The sequence below is a fragment of the Vibrio sp. Y10_XG_PY6 genome (assembly GCF_024181795.1).
In the GTDB taxonomy this organism is placed as follows: Bacteria; Pseudomonadota; Gammaproteobacteria; order Enterobacterales; family Vibrionaceae; genus Vibrio; species Vibrio diabolicus.
This window is the reverse complement of record NZ_JAMZAQ010000001.1, coordinates 495,761-514,692: the sequence shown is the minus strand read 5'-3', so window position 1 is coordinate 514,692 and position 18,932 is coordinate 495,761. Positions and strand designations below refer to the sequence as shown.

17 protein-coding genes are annotated in these 18,932 nt (G+C 44.6%); 11 read left to right on the top strand and 6 right to left on the bottom strand.

The window, feature by feature from the left end:
• The first annotated feature begins 171 nt into the window (after positions 1–171).
• A complete protein-coding gene (gene nadE, locus NL644_RS02275; protein ID WP_006742205.1) occupies positions 172–1,002 on the top strand; it encodes an ammonia-dependent NAD(+) synthetase in 831 nt (276 codons plus the stop codon).
• 82 nt (positions 1,003–1,084) lie between these two features.
• Here the strand turns inward: nadE and NL644_RS02270 are convergent, their stop codons facing one another.
• On the bottom strand, positions 1,085–2,902 hold the full coding sequence (locus NL644_RS02270; protein ID WP_253657925.1) for a hybrid-cluster NAD(P)-dependent oxidoreductase: 1,818 nt from the start codon (positions 2,900–2,902) through the stop codon (positions 1,085–1,087).
• A gap of 267 nt (positions 2,903–3,169) precedes the next feature.
• On the opposite strand from NL644_RS02270, the gene NL644_RS02265 reads away from it, so the two are divergent.
• Positions 3,170–3,334 (top strand): YqaE/Pmp3 family membrane protein, encoded by a 165-nt coding sequence (locus NL644_RS02265; RefSeq protein ID WP_005375297.1) that lies wholly within the window; start codon positions 3,170–3,172, stop codon positions 3,332–3,334.
• A gap of 155 nt (positions 3,335–3,489) precedes the next feature.
• Complete coding sequence (gene pyrC, locus NL644_RS02260) at positions 3,490–4,518, top strand: dihydroorotase (RefSeq protein ID WP_114322836.1); 1,029 nt, start codon at positions 3,490–3,492, stop codon at positions 4,516–4,518.
• A gap of 98 nt (positions 4,519–4,616) precedes the next feature.
• Here pyrC and NL644_RS02255 read toward each other — a convergent pair whose 3' ends face one another.
• Positions 4,617–5,522 (bottom strand): DUF808 domain-containing protein, encoded by a 906-nt coding sequence (locus NL644_RS02255; protein ID WP_114322835.1) that lies wholly within the window; start codon positions 5,520–5,522, stop codon positions 4,617–4,619.
• A 172-nt stretch (positions 5,523–5,694) separates the two neighbouring features.
• On the opposite strand from NL644_RS02255, the gene NL644_RS02250 reads away from it, so the two are divergent.
• Positions 5,695–6,612 carry a M14 family metallocarboxypeptidase gene (locus NL644_RS02250; RefSeq protein ID WP_253657924.1) on the top strand — a complete coding sequence of 306 codons (918 nt, stop codon included), beginning with the start codon at positions 5,695–5,697 and terminating at the stop codon, positions 6,610–6,612.
• Here the strand turns inward: NL644_RS02250 and NL644_RS02245 are convergent.
• Positions 6,607–7,395 carry a helix-turn-helix domain-containing protein gene (locus NL644_RS02245; protein ID WP_048625321.1) on the bottom strand — a complete coding sequence of 263 codons (789 nt, stop codon included), beginning with the start codon at positions 7,393–7,395 and terminating at the stop codon, positions 6,607–6,609. The two genes, NL644_RS02250 and NL644_RS02245, sit on opposite strands and share 6 nt — an antisense overlap.
• A gap of 98 nt (positions 7,396–7,493) precedes the next feature.
• On the opposite strand from NL644_RS02245, the gene NL644_RS02240 reads away from it, so the two are divergent.
• From NL644_RS02240 to NL644_RS02230, 3 genes are all read left to right on the top strand, one after another.
• Positions 7,494–8,399 carry a DMT family transporter gene (locus tag NL644_RS02240; protein WP_005392491.1) on the top strand — a complete coding sequence of 302 codons (906 nt, stop codon included), beginning with the start codon at positions 7,494–7,496 and terminating at the stop codon, positions 8,397–8,399.
• Positions 8,400–8,544: 145 nt separating this feature from the next.
• Positions 8,545–9,030, top strand: coding sequence for an acyl-CoA thioesterase (locus tag NL644_RS02235; protein WP_005392490.1), 486 nt, complete (start codon positions 8,545–8,547; stop codon positions 9,028–9,030).
• A gap of 171 nt (positions 9,031–9,201) precedes the next feature.
• Positions 9,202–9,447, top strand: coding sequence for a hypothetical protein (locus NL644_RS02230; protein ID WP_005375277.1), 246 nt, complete (start codon positions 9,202–9,204; stop codon positions 9,445–9,447).
• Positions 9,448–9,809: 362 nt separating this feature from the next.
• Here NL644_RS02230 and malG read toward each other — a convergent pair whose 3' ends face one another.
• The 3 genes from malG to malE form a co-directional block, all read right to left on the bottom strand.
• Entirely contained in the window at positions 9,810–10,700 is an 891-nt protein-coding gene (malG, locus tag NL644_RS02225; RefSeq protein ID WP_005375275.1) for a maltose ABC transporter permease MalG, read from the bottom strand.
• Between the two features lie 12 nt (positions 10,701–10,712).
• Positions 10,713–12,287, bottom strand: coding sequence for a maltose ABC transporter permease MalF (gene malF, locus NL644_RS02220; protein ID WP_031780258.1), 1,575 nt, complete (start codon positions 12,285–12,287; stop codon positions 10,713–10,715).
• 79 nt (positions 12,288–12,366) lie between these two features.
• Positions 12,367–13,545 (bottom strand): maltose/maltodextrin ABC transporter substrate-binding protein MalE, encoded by a 1,179-nt coding sequence (gene malE, locus NL644_RS02215; RefSeq protein WP_005375272.1) that lies wholly within the window; start codon positions 13,543–13,545, stop codon positions 12,367–12,369.
• 672 nt (positions 13,546–14,217) lie between these two features.
• On the opposite strand from malE, the gene malK reads away from it, so the two are divergent.
• The 4 genes from malK (at position 14,218) to NL644_RS02195 (ending at position 18,922) form a co-directional block, all read left to right on the top strand.
• Positions 14,218–15,336 carry a maltose/maltodextrin ABC transporter ATP-binding protein MalK gene (malK, locus tag NL644_RS02210; RefSeq protein WP_005375271.1) on the top strand — a complete coding sequence of 373 codons (1,119 nt, stop codon included), beginning with the start codon at positions 14,218–14,220 and terminating at the stop codon, positions 15,334–15,336.
• Positions 15,337–15,759: 423 nt separating this feature from the next.
• Entirely contained in the window at positions 15,760–17,160 is a 1,401-nt protein-coding gene (locus NL644_RS02205; protein WP_048625323.1) for an undecaprenyl-phosphate glucose phosphotransferase, read from the top strand.
• 10 nt (positions 17,161–17,170) lie between these two features.
• The gene (locus NL644_RS02200) at positions 17,171–18,376 is read left to right on the top strand and encodes an outer membrane beta-barrel protein (RefSeq protein WP_253657923.1); all 1,206 of its coding nucleotides are present in this window, start codon (positions 17,171–17,173) and stop codon (positions 18,374–18,376) included.
• 33 nt (positions 18,377–18,409) lie between these two features.
• Entirely contained in the window at positions 18,410–18,922 is a 513-nt protein-coding gene (locus NL644_RS02195) for a polysaccharide biosynthesis/export family protein (protein ID WP_031780257.1), read from the top strand.
• The last annotated feature ends 10 nt before the right edge of the window (positions 18,923–18,932 follow it).

The following is an 18,932-nucleotide window of genomic DNA, read 5'->3' as shown; positions in this document are numbered from 1 at the left end:
CGATTACCTGGTTGAAGAGAGTTTTCTAATCTGATGATTTCGGTATGATACTACTAATCTTTACAGCTTTTGACCCTAAAGTCGTGTTTATCGGTCTCAATTGCATGGTTTATCACCATTTGAGCAAGCGGGCTTTGGTGTCTGAAATATTTGCAGGAAAAGGAACCCTAAATGGAACAATCCATCCGTGATGAAATGCGTGTACTCCCTTCAATTGATCCGCATTTTGAAATTGAACGCCGTATTGCTTTTATTAAGCGTAAGCTACAAGAAGCAGGTTGTAAGTCACTGGTGCTTGGCATTAGTGGCGGTGTTGACTCAACCACGTTAGGTCGCCTTGCCCAGCTTGCAGTAGAACAATTGAATGCGGAATCTGGTACTGACAAATATCAGTTTATCGCAGTACGTCTGCCTTACGGTGAGCAAAAAGATGAAGATGAAGCGCAACTGGCACTCTCTTTCATCAAGCCAACACACTCTGTGTCTGTGAACATTAAAGATGGTGTTGACGGTTTGCATGCGGCGACTGATACCGCATTGCAAGGGACGGGCCTGCTTCCGACTGAAGCCGACAAAATTGATTTCGTAAAAGGTAACGTAAAAGCGCGAGCTCGTATGATTGCACAATATGAAATCGCTGGTTACGTTGGCGGCTTAGTATTGGGAACAGACCACTCAGCAGAGAACATCACCGGTTTTTACACTAAGTTTGGTGACGGCGCGTGCGACCTTGCCCCTCTATTTGGTTTAAGCAAGCGTCAAGTCCGCGAGTTAGCTGCAACATTAGGCGCACCAGAGCTGCTTGTTAAGAAAGTACCAACGGCAGATCTAGAAGAACTAGAGCCGCAAAAAGCAGATGAAGATGCTCTGAACTTAACTTATGAACAGATCGATGACTTCTTAGAAGGCAAACCCGTTCCACAGCAAGTGAGTGATCGTCTGGTAGCGATTTACAAAGCAACGCAGCACAAACGTCAGCCAATCCCGACGATTTACGACTAAGCGATATTTTCCGTTCACTTTTAAACTCAAAACGCTGCTAAAGTTAGCAGCGTTTTTATTGAGAACCGGGGAGCCTTCTCGCTTAGTTTGTTACCGTCACGTCCGTCTCTGGAACAGCACAACACGCCAATACGGTTCCCATCGCACGTTCCTCATCTGTCAACGCAGGCACGTCCGGATGATGTACTTGACCCGACGTAAGCTGAACCTTACACGCTCCGCATAAGCCAGCACGGCAGCTATTGCTAACAACCTTCCCTGCGTCTTCAAGCTGATCTAACAACGTTTTCTGATTATTCCCTACAACTTTCGTCCCATTAAAATCGATCGCTATGCTCTTCTCTGGTCTTGAAGTGACTGAAGATACGCCAAACGCTTCTTGATGGTAGTTTTCTTCTGGCAGCCCTTTTCTTAGTAGGAGATTTTTCGCTTTCTCCATAAAACCATCAGGACCACACACAAACACTTGGCGCTGTTCAATATCTTTGATTTGCTTAATGTGTGACAAACTTAAACGCCCTTTTAACCCAAACCAATCAACGGCAGGCTGCGTCAAGCAGATTTTCACTTCTAACCCCGGGTGCTTACGCTTTAACTGCTCCAACTCAGAGCGACAAGGAATATCATTTTCGGTACAACATTGATGGTAGAAAACCACGTTCTCCAACTGATTGTGATCCGCTAAGTAACGTACCATCGATAGCATTGGTGTTACTCCACTGCCTGCAGAGAGTAACAATAGAGGCTGCGCTTCATGAGTTTTTAGGTGGAACTGGCCATCAGGTTGTTCTGCCTCTAAAACATCACCGACTTGTAAATTGTCTAAGAGCGAATTAGAGACTCTTCCACCTGCAATACGCTTAACAGAAATAGCATAGCGACCCGGACGAGACGGACTGGATGATAGCGTATAGCGTCGACCCACTTTCTTACCATCAATATTCACCTCTATTGGCAGGTGTTGTCCTGGCAAGTAATTAGGCAAAGAACCTTTGTTTGGTTCTAACCATAAGGTCACAAAGTCTTGGGCGATTTCCTCACGCTCAACACATGTTAACGTCATGCGCACTGGCGAGTTATCCGCGTAAAACTCCGGTTCTTTGTATTCCAGCACCTCAACTTTATCGCCTTGACGAATAATGCCCTCATTTCGCGCGACAAGATTCTGACCAAAGAACACTCCACCGACATCGTTTGCACGGAACTGTTGCAAGGTCTTGAGCGGCTCTTTGCTCTCACGGAATGTGCCTCTTTGGGTATTCACCGTAGTCAGGATACAGCGCTCGCAAGGTTTGAGAGACTCAAACTCTACCTCACCGATTCGTATGCGCTTCCATGAATCTTCTTCAAACGGCTTAGTATCAGAGACAACTAAGTTAGTACGAAACTGATCCATAGAGTGTTGCTCAGAGCTTCTTCGGTTCAGCTCATCAAGGGAAGCTTGGCTGATCACTAAAACCGGATAACCATCAGCAAAACTGACGTTTTGACCTAGCTTTTCGCGGACACGATTCGATTGCTCACCACTAAACAACAACTCAACGCGCTGCCCCAACACACGACTAAACCAGTCATCTGCATTATCTGTCGTGGTATAGGCAGTAAACGTATCTTTCCAAACCGTTGCAGGTGTCTCCTGCATTTTGAAATCTTGGTAACGGATTTTAAGTGGCTCCATACCCAAACTACTAAACACCACTCCATCGGACAATAAGGCTGACTTAATGGTTACCATTTGCGGATACTTTCGCGCAGTGATCATCGAGCCATCAGCTTTCGCAATCATAAAGCGACGATCGAAGCTCAATCCTTGCTTCTCAACCCATACGGATGACAGCGATAATCCGCCAACTGACTTAACCGGAAAAACATTAATTTGGGATAAAACGGGTTGCGACATGGCCTTCTTCCTACGGGTGTTTTTTATTTGTTGCGGTATTGTATACTCAAATCACATTAAGTTGCAGAGTCTACTGCCTCTTCATCCATCGCAACTTTCTCGAAACCATATTCTTATAAATTTGGTTTTAGTGACAAGTATTTACTACACTCAATATTCGCGTTTTTTAACACCGTTCTGACCAAATACCGTTTGATAAAGTGTGATACGACACACATAATTCACCCAAGTTATCACTACTCCCATTTATCGATTTGGAGCTTAATTATGGATACAAGAAAACTGGTTCTGATTTTGTTATGTATCTTTCTTCCGCCTGTCGCGGTGTTTATGGAGAAAGGTCTAAATAAAGACTTTTTGATTAACCTAATATTGACGTGTTTCTTCTTTCTACCAGGTACGATCCACGCGCTTTGGTTAACAATGAAGTAACCACTTACACTCTCACTCTGTAGAAAAGTGAAAAATGGGATGAAATGTGAGGGCAATTCCTCTATCATCCTGTCGCCTAAGCGCAAGCGTTTGCTCAAAAGCAAATACGGCGCTTAGGCTCCAATCAGACAACTTTTCAATGGTGGGAGCAATTAATGACAACACTGATAATCACTCGTCCTGACGACTGGCACGTTCACTTACGCGATGGGGAAGTTCTTAAAGACACCGTTCGCGACATCAGCCGCTACAATGGCCGTGCGCTGATCATGCCAAATACCGTCCCACCAGTTACTACAACTGAGCTCGCCCTAGCCTACCGTGACCGAATTCTAAAAGAGCAACATGGCGAACAGTTTGAACCTTTGATGGCGCTTTACCTCACAGACAACACCACACCAGATGAAATACGTAAGGCTAAAGCCACCGGAAACATTGTTGCTGCCAAGCTTTATCCTGCAGGCGCTACCACAAACTCAGATTCCGGTGTGACCAATGCGAAGAACATTTACCACGTTCTCGAAGCAATGGAAGAAGTCGGAATGTTACTTCTGGTTCATGGCGAAGTAACACATCACGATGTTGATATCTTCGACCGAGAGAAAGAATTCCTTGATACTGTCCTCGCTCCTATCGTCAATGACTTCCCTAATCTTAAAATCGTTCTAGAACACATCACCACTGCCGACGCAGCAAACTTCGTTAATAACGCCTCAGATAACGTAGCTGCTACCATCACTGCTCACCACCTTCTTTTCAACCGTAACCATATGCTTGTGGGTGGTATTAAGCCTCATTTCTACTGTTTGCCAATTCTTAAGCGCAGCACCCACCAGCAAGCGCTGATCGAAGCTGCAACCAGTGGTAGCAAGAAGTTCTTCCTAGGTACTGACTCTGCGCCACATGCGAAAGGGGCAAAAGAGTCAGCTTGCGGTTGTGCTGGTTCTTACACCGCACACGCAGCGCTAGAGCTTTATGCAGAAGTATTCGAGAATGAAGGCAAGCTGGAAAACTTGGAAGCGTTTGCAAGCTTCAATGGTCCTGATTTTTACGGCATTGCGCGCAACACAGATACGGTAACGTTAGAAAAATCCGCTTGGGATGTGCCGGAAACGATGCCATTTGGCAATGATATCGTTGTGCCTATTCGAGCAAATGAACAGATCGAATGGAAAGTGAAGTAAGTACTTTACTGACGTTCCATCCATAAAAGAGGGTCATGCCTTTCTGTGAAAAGAAGTCATGACCCTTGTTGTTCTTTTCTTGTTTTGAGCTGTGATTATTAGTGGCCGCGAATTTTTTCTACAGCTGTCCACACAGCAACCACAATCAAACCCGCCACAAAACCGATAATACCGTTAAGCAAAATAGGCAGAATCGCTGTAGCAACCGAATGACCACTAAAGTTCATAATAATCGGCTCTACAAAGTAATGAATGGCAGGTACGTTGTGCACTACAATCCCCCCGCCGACTAAAAACATCGCGGCAGTACCCACAATCGTTAACAACTTCATCAGCTTTGGTGCAAAAGCAACTAAAGCACTGCCGACTTTCGCCAACCAGCCCTTACCTTTTGAGCGAATTTCAAGGTAGAAGCCCAAGTCATCCAATTTCACGATGCCTGCTACTAAGCCATAAACACCAATGGTCATGATGACTGCAATTAAGCTCACCACTAAGATTTGCGTCACAAGGCTCGCCCCAGTCACGGTACCCAACGCAATCACAATGATTTCCGCTGAAAGAATAAAGTCCGTTCGAATCGCACCAGCAACTTTGCGTTTTTCATACTCTTCTATCGACTCGCCAGTATTAACTAACTCTTCTTTTTCTTCGTGCGGATGGGAGTGAGGGAATACTTTCTCAAGCACCTTTTCTGCCCCTTCAAAGCAGAGAAACAAGCCGCCAATTAGCAATAGTGGCATGATAAGCCATGGAATAATCGCGCTAATTAGCAATGCTGAAGGAACTAAAATCAATTTGTTTTTGAACGAGCCTTTCGCAACCGCCCAAACCACTGGAATTTCTCGCTCAGATGCAACACCAGACACTTGTTGAGCGTTTAACGCTAGGTCATCACCCAACACACCTGCGGTTTTCTTTGCCGCCATTTTCGACATTAAGGCGACATCGTCGAGTACCGTGGCAATATCATCCAACAGTGTGAGTAAACTTGCTCCAGCCATTTTTTGTCTCTTATATGAAATTGAGTAAGTAACAAAATGTAACACCAATAAATAACTCATCAAAGTGATGATTTTGCAAAGAATACTATGCCAAATGGTGTTTTATATTGCCGTTAAGATAAGACAGGTCTAGTCTTGTGGTACCTTTCAGCAGTCAAAAGAAAAAGTATAGATGAAAAGTGGATACATTTACCCAATCGGTACCCCTGGCCAACCTTGGAGCGAAGAGGAACGTAAAGCTTGGTTAGCAACGCAAGAAGTAAAACGTAGCTACCAAGATGAAGTCGTCAGTAAAATCGATGCCCTACGCGAGCGTTTTGATGTTGAACAATATGGTGCGCTCTCATACAACGAGGCACGTTTCCCTCTGTTTTGTATCAAAACATGCAATTGGGATTCAACGAAGCCTATTGTATTGGTCACAGGCGGCGTGCACGGTTACGAAACCAGCGGTATACATGGCGCTTTAAAGTTTGTAGAAACAGAAGCAGAGCGCTACGCAGAGCATATCAATATTGTCGTTGCACCTTGCGTGAGCCCTTGGGGTTACGAGGTGATCAACCGCTGGAATCCAAACGCGATTGATCCAAACCGCTCTTTCTATGAAGACAGCCCTGCCGAAGAGTCCGCTAACCTCATGAAGCTCGTTGCAACTTTAGGCGATGTGTTAATGCACTTTGATCTACATGAAACGACAGACTCCGATGAAACAGAGTTCCGTCCTGCGCTTGCCGCTCGTGATGGCATTGAGTACATCGAGGGCATGATCCCAGACGGTTTTTACACAGTTGGAGATAGTGAAAACCCTCAACCCGAGTTTCAAAAAGCGGTGATTGAATCGGTTGCGAAAGTGACTCACATTGCACCTGCAGATGAAAATGGCGAAATCATTGGTTCACCAGTCGTACAGTTTGGCGTTATCAACTACCCAATGGTGAAGCTGGGTCTGTGTGGCGGCGTAACAAATTGCGTTTACGGCACGACAACGGAAGTGTACCCAGACAGCCCAACGGTGACCGACGAAGAGTGCAACGATGCGCAAGTTGCAGCCGTGGTCGGTGGTCTGAATTACGTTCTGGCTCAGTTATAATAAGCGGTTCTTATATTGCTCCGGTGTCATGCCGGAGTATTTCTTGAACATTGCGATAAAAGGGCTAGCTTGGTTATAACCTAACGTCAACGCGACTTCCTTTACGGTCTGCCCTTTACGCAGCAACTCCATAGAATGTAAATATCGCACACGTAAGCGCCACTCAGTAAAGCTCATGCCCAACTCACTCTGGCAATGTCTCGCTAACGTGCGTTCTGTGGTATGCACTTTTTCCGCCCACTCCGCCAAACTGATCTCATCCGTCGGCGATTCTTCTACTGCTTTTAAAATCGGTTCAAGATACTTATTATCGGTCGTTGGTAAAAAGTGGTGTTCCACTTCTTGCTTTGCGAGCTGGTCCAATAACACCTGGACCAAGCGCTTGTCTTCATCACTTTGCGCCACGTTAATGTCTCGTTGGCGAAAGTCCTCAATAATGGACGACACGATTGGAGTCACTTTGATCAGACTCGTTTTGGTAGGAAAGTGCGCCGTCAATTCAGGGGCAATGTTCAAAGAACAATATTCGATCGGTTTACGGTTGTAACTAGTATGACGGATACCAGCGGGAACCCAAATTGCAAGATGCGGAGGCGCTAGAAATCTTGTATCTTCTGCATCCATCTCTAGGATCCCACCGCTGATCAGCTGCACTTGCCCCCAAGGATGGCTATGAATTCGTGTTTCTGTATTAGAGAGAAAGGCTTCAAAATTCATAAATACATCCGATGGTGCGCGGTCGATTGATAATGAGGGATGAAGATTTCTGGCGCTCTTTTTCAAAATTGTCTTCCTATCGCTTACGATGTCTTTTAAGAGATACTTTTTATTATAAAGACCTGCCAGACTAGCGCCATCAATAATTGTGCTATAGGGTTCTCATGATTTATTTACTTCCGTTTTTCACCGTTATGATTTGGGGTGGTAACTCAATTGTGAATAAGATGGCAGCAAGCGCCATTGAACCAAGTGCGATGAGTTTCTATCGTTGGTTTGTCGCAATGGTACTTCTAACTCCATTTTGTCTACCTGCGATCATCAAACAACGACACATTATTCGACCTTACTTAACTAAGCTGGCATTTCTTGCGTTACTTGGCATGGTGCTCAACCAATCACTTGGCTACTACGCTGGTTTAACGACAACGGCTTCCAACATGGCACTGATTACCTCTTTGGTTCCTTTGATCAGTGTGTTTTTAAGTGTTCCTCTGTTAGGCAAGTCTGTATCAATGTTAAGTATCGTCGGTGGTGTGATTTCGCTCGGCGGCTTGGCGTTTATGCTTGGTCATGGTGATATCACCTACTTTTTACATCAAGACATGACCCAAGGTGATAGCCTTATGCTGATTGCAGCCATGGTATACGCGGCTTATTGCGTGCTGCTAAAACGCTGGAAGATGCCTTTCAGTAGTTTGACTCTGGTTTACATGCAAGGCTTCTTCTCGGTTGTGATGCTTACACCACTTTGGCTCTCTAGTGAGCAACTGTTACCAAGCCAAGGCGCGCTACCATTAATCGCCTATGCTGGCATTGCGGCTTCCATTTTTGCGCCGTTAATGTGGGTGAAAGCGATCGATTCAATTGGCGCTGATTCAAGTGCCATGTTCATGAACTTAATGCCCGTCGTTTCTGTCGTACTTGCTTCAACGTTGATTGGTGAGAAAATTTACGCTTACCACATTATTGGTGGGCTGTTAGTCATCTCTGGCGTTATCCTGTCGCAAATAAAAATACGACACAGAAAGCCATTGCCCAATTCTGAGATTGCCTCCACCGCCAATTAATCCCAGTTCCCAAAGCCACAGAACTGCGCTGTGGCTTTTTGTTTTCATCGTTCGAATAAAAGTTAATATTTTGTTTCATTCTCTATTCCCGAAAATTCATCTTACTGCTAAATTGGGAAAACAATAACCCATCAAGGAAAGACAGATGAGCAGTGGTCAAAGAGACATTACCCTTCGCTTTTTAGCAGAACCCAGTGACGTCAATTTCGGCGGAAAAGTGCACGGTGGCGCCGTAATGAAATGGATCGACTTAGCAGCCTACGCCTGCTCTGCAGCGTGGAGTGGCAAGTATTGCATTACTGCATACGCAGGTGGTATTCGTTTTGTTGCGCCGATTCATGTCGGCAACTTAGTCGAAGTTAGCGCGAAAGTCATTTATACCGGACGAAGCTCAATGCACATCGCGATTGACGTGCAAGCCAGTGACCCAAAGCAAATGAAAAACAGACTCACCACCCACTGTATCGTTATTATGGTTGCTGTGGATGAAAACGGAAAACCAACCGACGTGCCGAAATGGGTTCCAGAATCTGATGAAGATAAAGCCTTGGAACAATCCGCGATCCGCCTTATGAACATGCGCAAAGAAATCGGGGAAGAGATGGAAGCGCACGTAAAGTATCTCAAGTAACCTACATCCGTTAAGAACGCTATTGACTACCTCAACGTTACTTATAACCAGAGTGTGGAGCAACATCATGGTTTTGCCATTTGCTTCACACTCGGCCTCCTCTGTCATAAATCCTTCACCTAGCTTTGCTTAAATCCTTCCACTATTTTGGAGTTGGATAGAGTTTGGATCTTGAGACTAAAAGAAACGACCTTAAGTGAAGAGACGTTGACCAATTTAAAAGCGGTCGAGTACCAGTGGGTAAGAACCATGTACGTCGAGGGGTATAACGAAACAGAAATTAACCATTACATTCAAACCTGCTTTGGCGGTGATGTCACCTTTGCAAATTTATTTCGTCGCGTCGCACTACAGCAAGAAAGCTTATACACGCTGCTTCAATACGTTGGATGTGCCCCCTCCAGTCGAGAGTTTTAATCCTTACCTACCTCAATTTTACTGATACCTGAACTCAGGTTATTTATGTGAAGTGCTACGCAGGGCATTATTCAAGCCCTGTGTAATCCATTGCAAAGCCGCTAATCTTTATCCGCTTATTGAACAACTGTATTTAACAGGTATAAAAAAACCTGAGTCTAAACTCAGGTTATGGTTACAAAAACTGTTAGTGATTGAATCGTAAGGAACTAAGCTAACAGCCAGCTATGCGTAACGCCAATAAAAGCCAAGATATTACTGATCGGCGGCCAAACCAAAATTGTAATATCCGTGCTACGTATAAGGGCAACCATGTGGTCGCCCTTTTCTAGTTATTCTTATCAATCTCAGACCACAAGAGATTATCCTTTCACACCACCAGCGGTTAGACCACCAACCAACCAGCGTTGAGCAAGTAAGAATACGGCAGTGATTGGCACTGCTGAAAGTACAGCAGCTGCAGCAAAGTCACCCCACAAGTAGTTTTGTGGATATAGGTATTGCTGCATACCCACTGCAAGTGTGTACGAGTCTACATCAGAAAGTAGTAGTGATGCTACAGGAACTTCACCAATTACCATGATGAACGACAAGATGAATACTACCGCTAGGATTGGCACAGACAGTGGCAGCAATACCAAACGGAATGCTTGCCATGGTGTCGCACCATCAAGAGCCGCCGCTTCTTCTAGAGACGAGTCAATACTTTCGAAGTAGCCTTTAATGGTCCAAACGTGCAGTGCGATACCACCTAAGTACGCGAAGATCAGACCGCCATGCGTGTTCAGGCCAAGGAAAGGAATGTACTGACCCAGTTTGTCGAACAACGCGTACAGAGCAACCAATGCCAACACCGCAGGGAACATCTGGAAGATCATCATCGCTTTAAGAATGGTGTTCTTACCTTTGAACTTCATACGAGCAAACGCGTAAGCCGATGTGGTTGATAGCGCCACGATTAGGATTGCAGAAATACCACCCACTTTTACAGAGTTCCACAGCCATGTCATGACTGGGAATGGTGGCGGTGTAACTGTACCGTCTGGATTAGTCACCGAGAAACCTAATGCCAATTTCCAGTGATCAAGTGTTGGGTTGTCTGGGATAAGGCTACCCGTTGCAAAGTTACCTTCACGGAATGAAATCGCGATGATCATCAGTAAAGGGAAAATAATCAGTGCCAAGAATGCCCACATCGCAATATGAGTAGCCCAAACACGATACTTTAATGACTTGCCTTGTACCATTGCCATTGTAATCTCTCCTTAGTCCTGAGCTACTTTAGTTACGCGTAGGTTGATAAGTGCCAATGCGCCAACCAATAGGAAGATAAGTGTTGCTACTGCACTTGCTAGACCGAAGTCTTGACCGCCCGCACCTTCGAATGCGATTCGGTAGGTGTAACTTACCAATAGGTCTGTGTAACCCGCAGGTTCTGACGTACCAATCATGTTTGGACCACCGCCTGTCAACAACTGGATAAGTACGAAGTTGTTGAAGTTGAAAGCAAAGCTCGCAATCAACAGTGGTGTTAAAGGCTTCAACATCATTGGTAGCGTGATACGAGTAAAGTTAGTAATAAAGTTCGCACCATCAATTGCTGACGCTTCATATAAATCATCAGGAATCGCTTTTAGTAGACCCATACATAGAATCATCATGTAAGGGAAACCAAGCCACGTGTTCACAATCAGGATCATGGTTTTCGCCATGAACGGGTCTGAGAACCAAGCAGGGCTAATACCGAACAAACCTTCCAGAAGCATGTTGATCTCACCAAAGCTTTGGTTAAACAAACCTTTAAAGATCAAGATAGAAATAAACGCCGGTACCGCATAAGGCAGAATCAGTAAGAGTCGGTAAACCGAGCGGCCTTTTAATGCTTCCCACTGAACAACACTTGCTAGAACAAGACCAATTACAAGCGTAAATAGTACGGTGAGTGCTGAGAACACAATCGTCCAGATAAAGATACTGATAAACGGCTCTTTGATGCCATCATCTTTCCACACACGCTCAAAGTTGTGTGTGCCAATGTTCACCACAAAGCCAGGAGACACTGTGCTACCAACAAACTGACCATTTTCATCGACAGGTTGGTAGTAACCTACTTCCATATTTGGACGTAACGTCTCTTCAGTACGATTGTTGTAAAGCGTTTCGCCGTCTTCTTGCAGCGTGTACAAAGGCACAACTGCCGCAAACTTACGTAACCCGCTCATGCGGATGTCTTCACCGCTCGGCAGATGTAAATCAACACTGCTCAACGTATTACGGCTCTTGACAATCGTCTTGATTGATTCTTTCTCGCCCGTAGCTTCTTCAATTGGCGATAGGTCAAGATCCGATGCTGAAAGGCTATCTAGTTGAAAAGTGGGCGTAGCAAGTAGCTCACCATCTTTTTCAACCACAAGCTGATGTCCTTGATCCGTTTTATATAAAGTGAACGGGTAGCTATCACCACTTTGATAAGTTCTGTCCAAAAGTACGCTCTGCGCACGATCAAAAGAGAGTTGGTTTTTCGCGCTGTAGTTGGTAAACGCCAAACCTATGGTGTACGCCAGAGGGAAAAGAATGAAAAGGATCATCCCTGCGATACCAGGGTAGATGTAACGGTGTGCGTACGTCTTTTTACTACCAAAGATGAACAACGCTAAAGCGGTAAGAATGATCGTAAGTAGTGCAAACGCAATCTCACCGCGTGAATACATAAGGATTGTTGCGTAGCCATTGATAATGCCGACTGTGCCTAAAAGTGACCATTTCATGAACACTTTTTTGCTGCTCGGAAGGCTGGCTTCTGGTGCTGTCATAGCATTTGTACCTTGAACTGACTGCATAGGGAACCTGCTAGCGAATATAGAATAAATATAGAAAAGTAAGGAGGAGTTGCCCCCTCCTTAAAAAGGTCTTACTTAATTATTTAGTCATTTGTTTTTCTGCGTCTGCCAATGCTGCATCGACAGTTTGACGACCATCAACTACGTTGATGATTGCGTTCTTAGCCGCGCCCCAGAATGCGTTCATTTGAGGAATGTTTGGCATAATTTCGCCGTTCATCGCGTTATCCATAGTCGCAGCGATACGAGTATCTGAATCTAGTTCACGTTGGAACGAGTTAAGCGCTACCGCACCTAGAGGCTTATCGTTGTTAACCATACGTAGGCCGTCGTTTGTTAGTAGGTAGTTCTCAATGAACTCAACCGCTAGGTCTTTGTTTGGAGACGCAGTGCTGATACCAGCCGTTAGAACACCAACGAATGGCTTAGAAGATTGACCTTGGAACTTAGGTAGCGTAGTCACGCCGTAGTTAACGCCAGACTTCTCGATGTTGCCCCAAGACCATGGACCGTTGATCGTCATCGCTGTCTTGCCTTGGTTGAATGCAGACTCAGATACTGAGTAGTCCATATCTGCAGAAATTACGCCTTTGTCTACCAAGCCTTTTACGAAGCTCATTGCGTCTTTAACGCCTTCTTTCGCGATACCAGCGTCTTTAACATCGTAACCTTCAGAAGTGTATTTGAACGCGTAGCCGCCATCAGCAGCCATTAGTGGCCAAGTGAAGTACGGTTCTTTTAGGTTCCACATGATTGCAGACTTGCCGTCTTTTTTAAGTTTTGCATCTAGCGCTGCAACTTCTTCCCAAGACTTCGGTGGGTTTGGAACTAGGTCTTTGTTGTAGATTAGAGATAGAGACTCAACCGCAACTGGGTAGCCGATCAATTTGCCGTCGTAACGTACTGCATCCCAAGCGAAATCAACAATACCTTCTTGAATGTTCTTAGAAGGTTTAATTTCTGCTAGCAGGCCAGCTTCTGCGTAACCACCGAAACGGTCGTGAGCCCAGAATACGATGTCAGGACCGTCACCAGTCGCTGCAGTTTGAGGGAATTTATCTTGAAGGCCATCTGGGTGAGCCACTGTCACTTTAATGCCAGTGTCTTCTTCGAATTTTTTACCAACTTCAGCAAGGCCGTTGTAACCTTTGTCGCCGTTGATCCAGATAGTAAGTTGTCCTTCTTCGATGGCAGCATTAGCACCAAAAGAACCCAAAGCAACAAGAGTACCTAGTGCTACAGCGCTTAACTTTTTCATGTTCGTATCCTTTTTATATTTTTGATGTAGGGCTAGTCCATTGAGGTTCAGCCGTATTTCGACATATATCATCTGAAATAATCCAATATGTCTCATCCTCCTAATCCCTACGCCCTTACAATTATGACGTATTTTCGTGATCTAAATCGCCAAGGGTAAGAGACTCAAATCACAAAACGGACACTTCCTGTGATCGGTTTCAACTTTAGGTGGTGCAATAATGTGATTTCCGACCAACTGCTTTATTCCTCCTCCTTTTTTACTCCTCCCTACCTACTCCCCCTACAATTATTTCTATTAGGAGGATGTCGCACCTCGCACAATCTTACAAACTTCAGTCATCCAAGAGTGGATGGTAAGAACCCTTTCCCAGCAGTGCCTACGTATTAGGAAAAAGATTTGCTGGTTTTGCATTGCCAGACGAGTGGAATGTCATTATTGGTGTTGTTTGTGGTAATTATTTCACGGGGGAGACAACACGAATAATGTGGGGGAGAGAAACTCGTACTTGGCTATGATGGGTAGCACTTCTATTCAGGACATTTTATTGAAGTGCTACCCTACTTTTCTTACCAACCGCAATAACTTACCGATTCCTACTGTTACTGCTCGCTAGATAATTCATATAATGATGAGCGGTGAATAATAAAAAATTGATCGAGGACGAGCTACATGGCGAGTGTCACGTTAAAAAATGTTTGTAAAGCGTATGGCGACGTACTGATTTCTAAGAACGTAGACCTAACAATCAACGAAGGTGAATTTGTTGTTTTCGTAGGTCCATCAGGTTGTGGTAAATCTACCCTTTTACGTTGTATTGCCGGTCTTGAAGACATTACTTCAGGTGATTTGTATATTGGTGACCAGCGCATGAATGACGTCGAACCATCCAAACGTGGTGTTGGTATGGTATTCCAGTCTTACGCTCTTTACCCACACCTTAACTTATATGACAACATGTCATTTGGCTTAAAATTAGCAAAAGCAGACAAAGCAGAAATCGACAAACGTGTTGAGCAAGCTGCAGAAATTCTACAATTGGGCCACTTACTTGAACGCCAACCAAAAGCGCTTTCAGGTGGTCAGCGTCAACGTGTGGCTATCGGTCGAACACTGGTATCGCAACCTAATGTATTCCTTCTGGATGAACCACTATCAAACTTGGATGCCGCACTGCGTGTAAACATGCGTGCGCAAATCACTAAGCTACAACGTCAACTTGGTTGTACCATGATCTACGTAACGCACGATCAGGTAGAAGCAATGACAATGGCAGATAAAATCGTTGTACTAGACGGCGGTTATGTATCGCAAGTTGGTAAGCCGCTTGAGCTTTACCATTACCCACAAAACCGCTTTGTAGCAGGCTTTATCGGCTCTCCGAAAATGAACTTCATGAGCGTATTCATTGATGAAGTAGAAGCAGAGCGCGTCAAAGTTCAACTATCTAATGGCGTATCTTTCTGGATTCCAGTGGATGGCACGACGGTTAACCGTGGCGACCGTATGTCTTTAGGCATTCGCCCTGAGCACCTATTATCCGCTTCTGAAGCTGATGCAAGCATTCACGGTGAAGTGATGATTGTTGAGAAGCTAGGTAACGAAACTCAAGTATACCTAAACCTAGAAGGTGCGGACGCGGACGTTATTTTCCGTCAGCCTGACACGCTCGCAGTCGATACCGGCGATAAAATCGAGATTGGTATTCCAGCACACCGTTGTCACCTGTTCCACAGTGATGGTCGTGCATGCCGCCGCCTATACAAAGAAAACGGCGTAGAAGTCGAATAATTCTTTCGTCCTGATTCACAATAAATCCCTCTCACTTGAGAGGGATTTTTTTATCCTAATAAATATAAGTAATTCGATACTAAATCATTAATCGTTAACGAATAAGATCACCCGTTTCTTCTACCTTTACATAAACCATTGTCTTTGTACTGATACTTCATTTTTAATACTTTTCCTCATCCCTCATGAGTAAGTACCAGCTTTTTCCTAACCCGCCAAACTTAGCCAAAGGTCTAAATTTCATTCTTATTTCCACTTACCTCAACAACGCAAATTTTTACACTTATCAACGAAATTACACGTGACAAAAAACTCAGAAGCATTCAACAGAATGCTCTGTTCACCAACTACTAATAACGCTCACGACACGGCAATTGGGGGAGACACCCAAGGGCGGTAGCGTGTAAGAAGGGAAACTGAGTCATGAAACAAAAAGGACTTATCCGCTCTCACGAGATGGAGTTCGCTTTTTTATATCGCATCTCAGATCTTGCTGTCATCGTCTCTTTTATGCTGCTTTTAGTGTTCAAAGACATGAATACTGCGATGGGGAAAGATTACGTCATACTGGCTTTTGTTGGAGGCATCTCCTTTCTATTTATGGCAGAAAGCGGCAACCTGTACCGCTCTTGGCGAACCAGTTCGTTTAAAGAGCAGATGATTATTGTCTGTGTGGCCTGGGCAGTAACTTCCGCGCTTATCTTTATTGTTCTGTATTTTTCGGAAGTCTATGACTTATTTGATAACACTATTCTGGCATTGTGGTTTGCGATTACGCCCGCTCTACTTTTGGCATGGCGAGTGACATTCCGTACCGGATTAGCCTATTTAAGAAAAAAAGGATTCAACACTCGTACTGCAATAATCATCGGCCAAACTCCTCACGGCATTACCCTTGCTAACGAAATTCAAAACCACACTGAACACGGTGTACTTTTTGATGGCTTTTACGATGAGCGTTCTTCCGACAGATTGCCAAATTCTGCTTACCCTATTAAAGGGGCAGTTGACCACGCTCTTGAGCGAGCCAAGAAAGGGGAAGTGGATTACGTCTACATCGCAATGCCAATGCACGCAAAAGAACGTATTGCATCGCTTCTTAACCAATTCTCAGACACCACCGCAAATACGTATCTGATTCCCGACTTCTTTACCTATAACCTTTTGCATTCTCGTTGGGCGCAAATCGGCCAAGTTCAAACGCTCAGCGTATTTGATACGCCATTTGCTGGAATTTCTTCCTGGGTAAAACGGTTTGAAGACATTTTGTTTTCGAGCATTATTTTAGCCTTGATCTCTCCAGTCCTGCTCGCCATTGCGATTGGCATTAAGCTGACCTCTAAAGGTCCGGTCATTTTTAAACAGCATCGTTACGGTCTCGATGGACGCAAGATTGAAGTATGGAAATTCCGTTCAATGACCACTATGGATCAAGGCCCTCACGTGAAACAGGCGACAAAGAACGACCCACGCATTACGCCTTTTGGTGGTTTTCTGCGTCGCACCTCTTTGGACGAACTGCCTCAATTTATCAATGTACTGCAAGGGACCATGTCTATTGTTGGTCCACGCCCTCATGCCGTGGCGCACAATGAAGAGTATCGCCAGATTGTTGACCGCTACATGCTACGTCACAAAGTAAAACCGGGCATTACTGGCTGGGCGCAAATTAATGGCTATCGCGGCGAAACAGACACCTTAGAAAAAATGGAAAAGAGAGTCGAGTTTGATTTGGATTACATCCACCACTGGTCTGTTTGGATGGATATCAAAATCATCTTCATGACCGTTTTCAAAGGGTTCACTGGTGCTAACGCTTACTAAGGTTGAGACTATGAAGAAACTGACAATGGCAATAGCATTGAGTCTGTTTTCAACTGGCTTACTCGCAGAACCGATGGCTTACCAAACCGAGTCTGGCATTGAGTTTATTCCCCTCGTAAGAACTTTCTACGAGGGCGATGACAACATCAACAAAGCGGAGGAATCCGGCAATGTAGAATCGGTCAATATTTGGGGTATAGAGCCAAGCTTATTAGCACGTATAGAAAGGAATCGCTATCGCGCAGATATTTTGTACAAGTTGAAAGCAGGTTTTTCATCCGATGACCGCAACGACTTCGACGATCATACCTTTCAGTTTTCCAACTTTTTTGAGTTCAATCATCGTCATCGTTTAGTGGTTGATTATCGTTTTCGCGCCCAGCATGAAATTAGAGGGGAAGACATTACCGAAGGTAATGGTAGCGCAATAGACTCACCAATTGAGTTCAACCGTAACGATATCAAAACCAATTATGTCTTTGGCTCTAACGGTGCAAAAGGCAGACTCGAATTCGGTTTAGGCTACAGTGATAAAACCTATCAAAACTACCGTGACGGATTACCTGGGCGCCCAAATGCTAAAACGAAATACAACGATTTTCGAGCTCCCAATGCACACTTGGAATTCTATTTAAGGGCGACGCCAAGAACCTATTGGTTGGTTGGGACAAAACAAATAGTAACCGACTATCAGCACCGAAATTCTGCGCAACCATCCAAAGATAACAACACCAGTTTCTATTACACCGGTGCCGAATGGGAAGTAACGGGAAAAACCAAAGGCATCGCTCGACTCGGTTATCAAATCAAAGATTTTGACAGCGCTCAACGAGAGACATTTAAAGGCTTCAGTTGGGATATCGGCTTTGAATGGCTGCCTCAAGAACAAACTCTAGTCAGCGTGAAAACCACTCAAGCGGCAGTTAACCCAGATCAAGATGGTGATTACAACCTACAAACTCGTTATCGACTGAACCTCAAGCACGATTGGAATAGTTACCTTGCAACTCGCTTAGGTGCTATTTATCAACAAGATGATTACACGGGAATCTCCAGAAACGACGATCGCTACACCCTATCTTTTGGTATCGATTATCAAATTAAACGCTGGATACAGCTGCAAGCCGACTGGCAATACCAAGATAAAACCTCTAACCGACCAGGTTATAGCTTCGAACAGAACATTTGGACTTTAAGCGCACAGTTTTCTCTGTAACAAGGATTATTAATGAAGTCATTCATCACATTCATGAGCGTCGCGTTATTGCTATTTAGCACCTTGGTAAACGCTGACTCAAACGAGGAAGATTACTTACTCGATACTGGCGATACCATTTCCGTGCAGGTCTATGGTGAAGAAGATCTTACGATTAAAAATATTCTAATAACGTCAGATGGCTATTTTGATTACCCCTACCTTGGCCGAATCAAAGCAATCAAAAAAACACCGAAACAACTCAAGTACGAAATAGAAACGGGCTTAAAAGGCGATTATCTCATCAACCCAAAAGTGATGGTCACTATCAATAACTTTCGTCTGTTTTACGTTAATGGCGAAGTCAGGAAACCAGGTGGATTTGAGTACCGTCCAGGGTTAACCATAGAGAAGGCCATCGCTTTAGCGGGTGGCTTGACCGACCGAGCCTCACGCAAAGGCATTAACCTCACCAAACATAAAACGGGTCAAACGATAGAGGGTGTCAGTATGCACCGCAACGTTGAACCTGGTGACATTGTATTTATTGACCAGAGCTTCTTTTAAGTGACAGGGA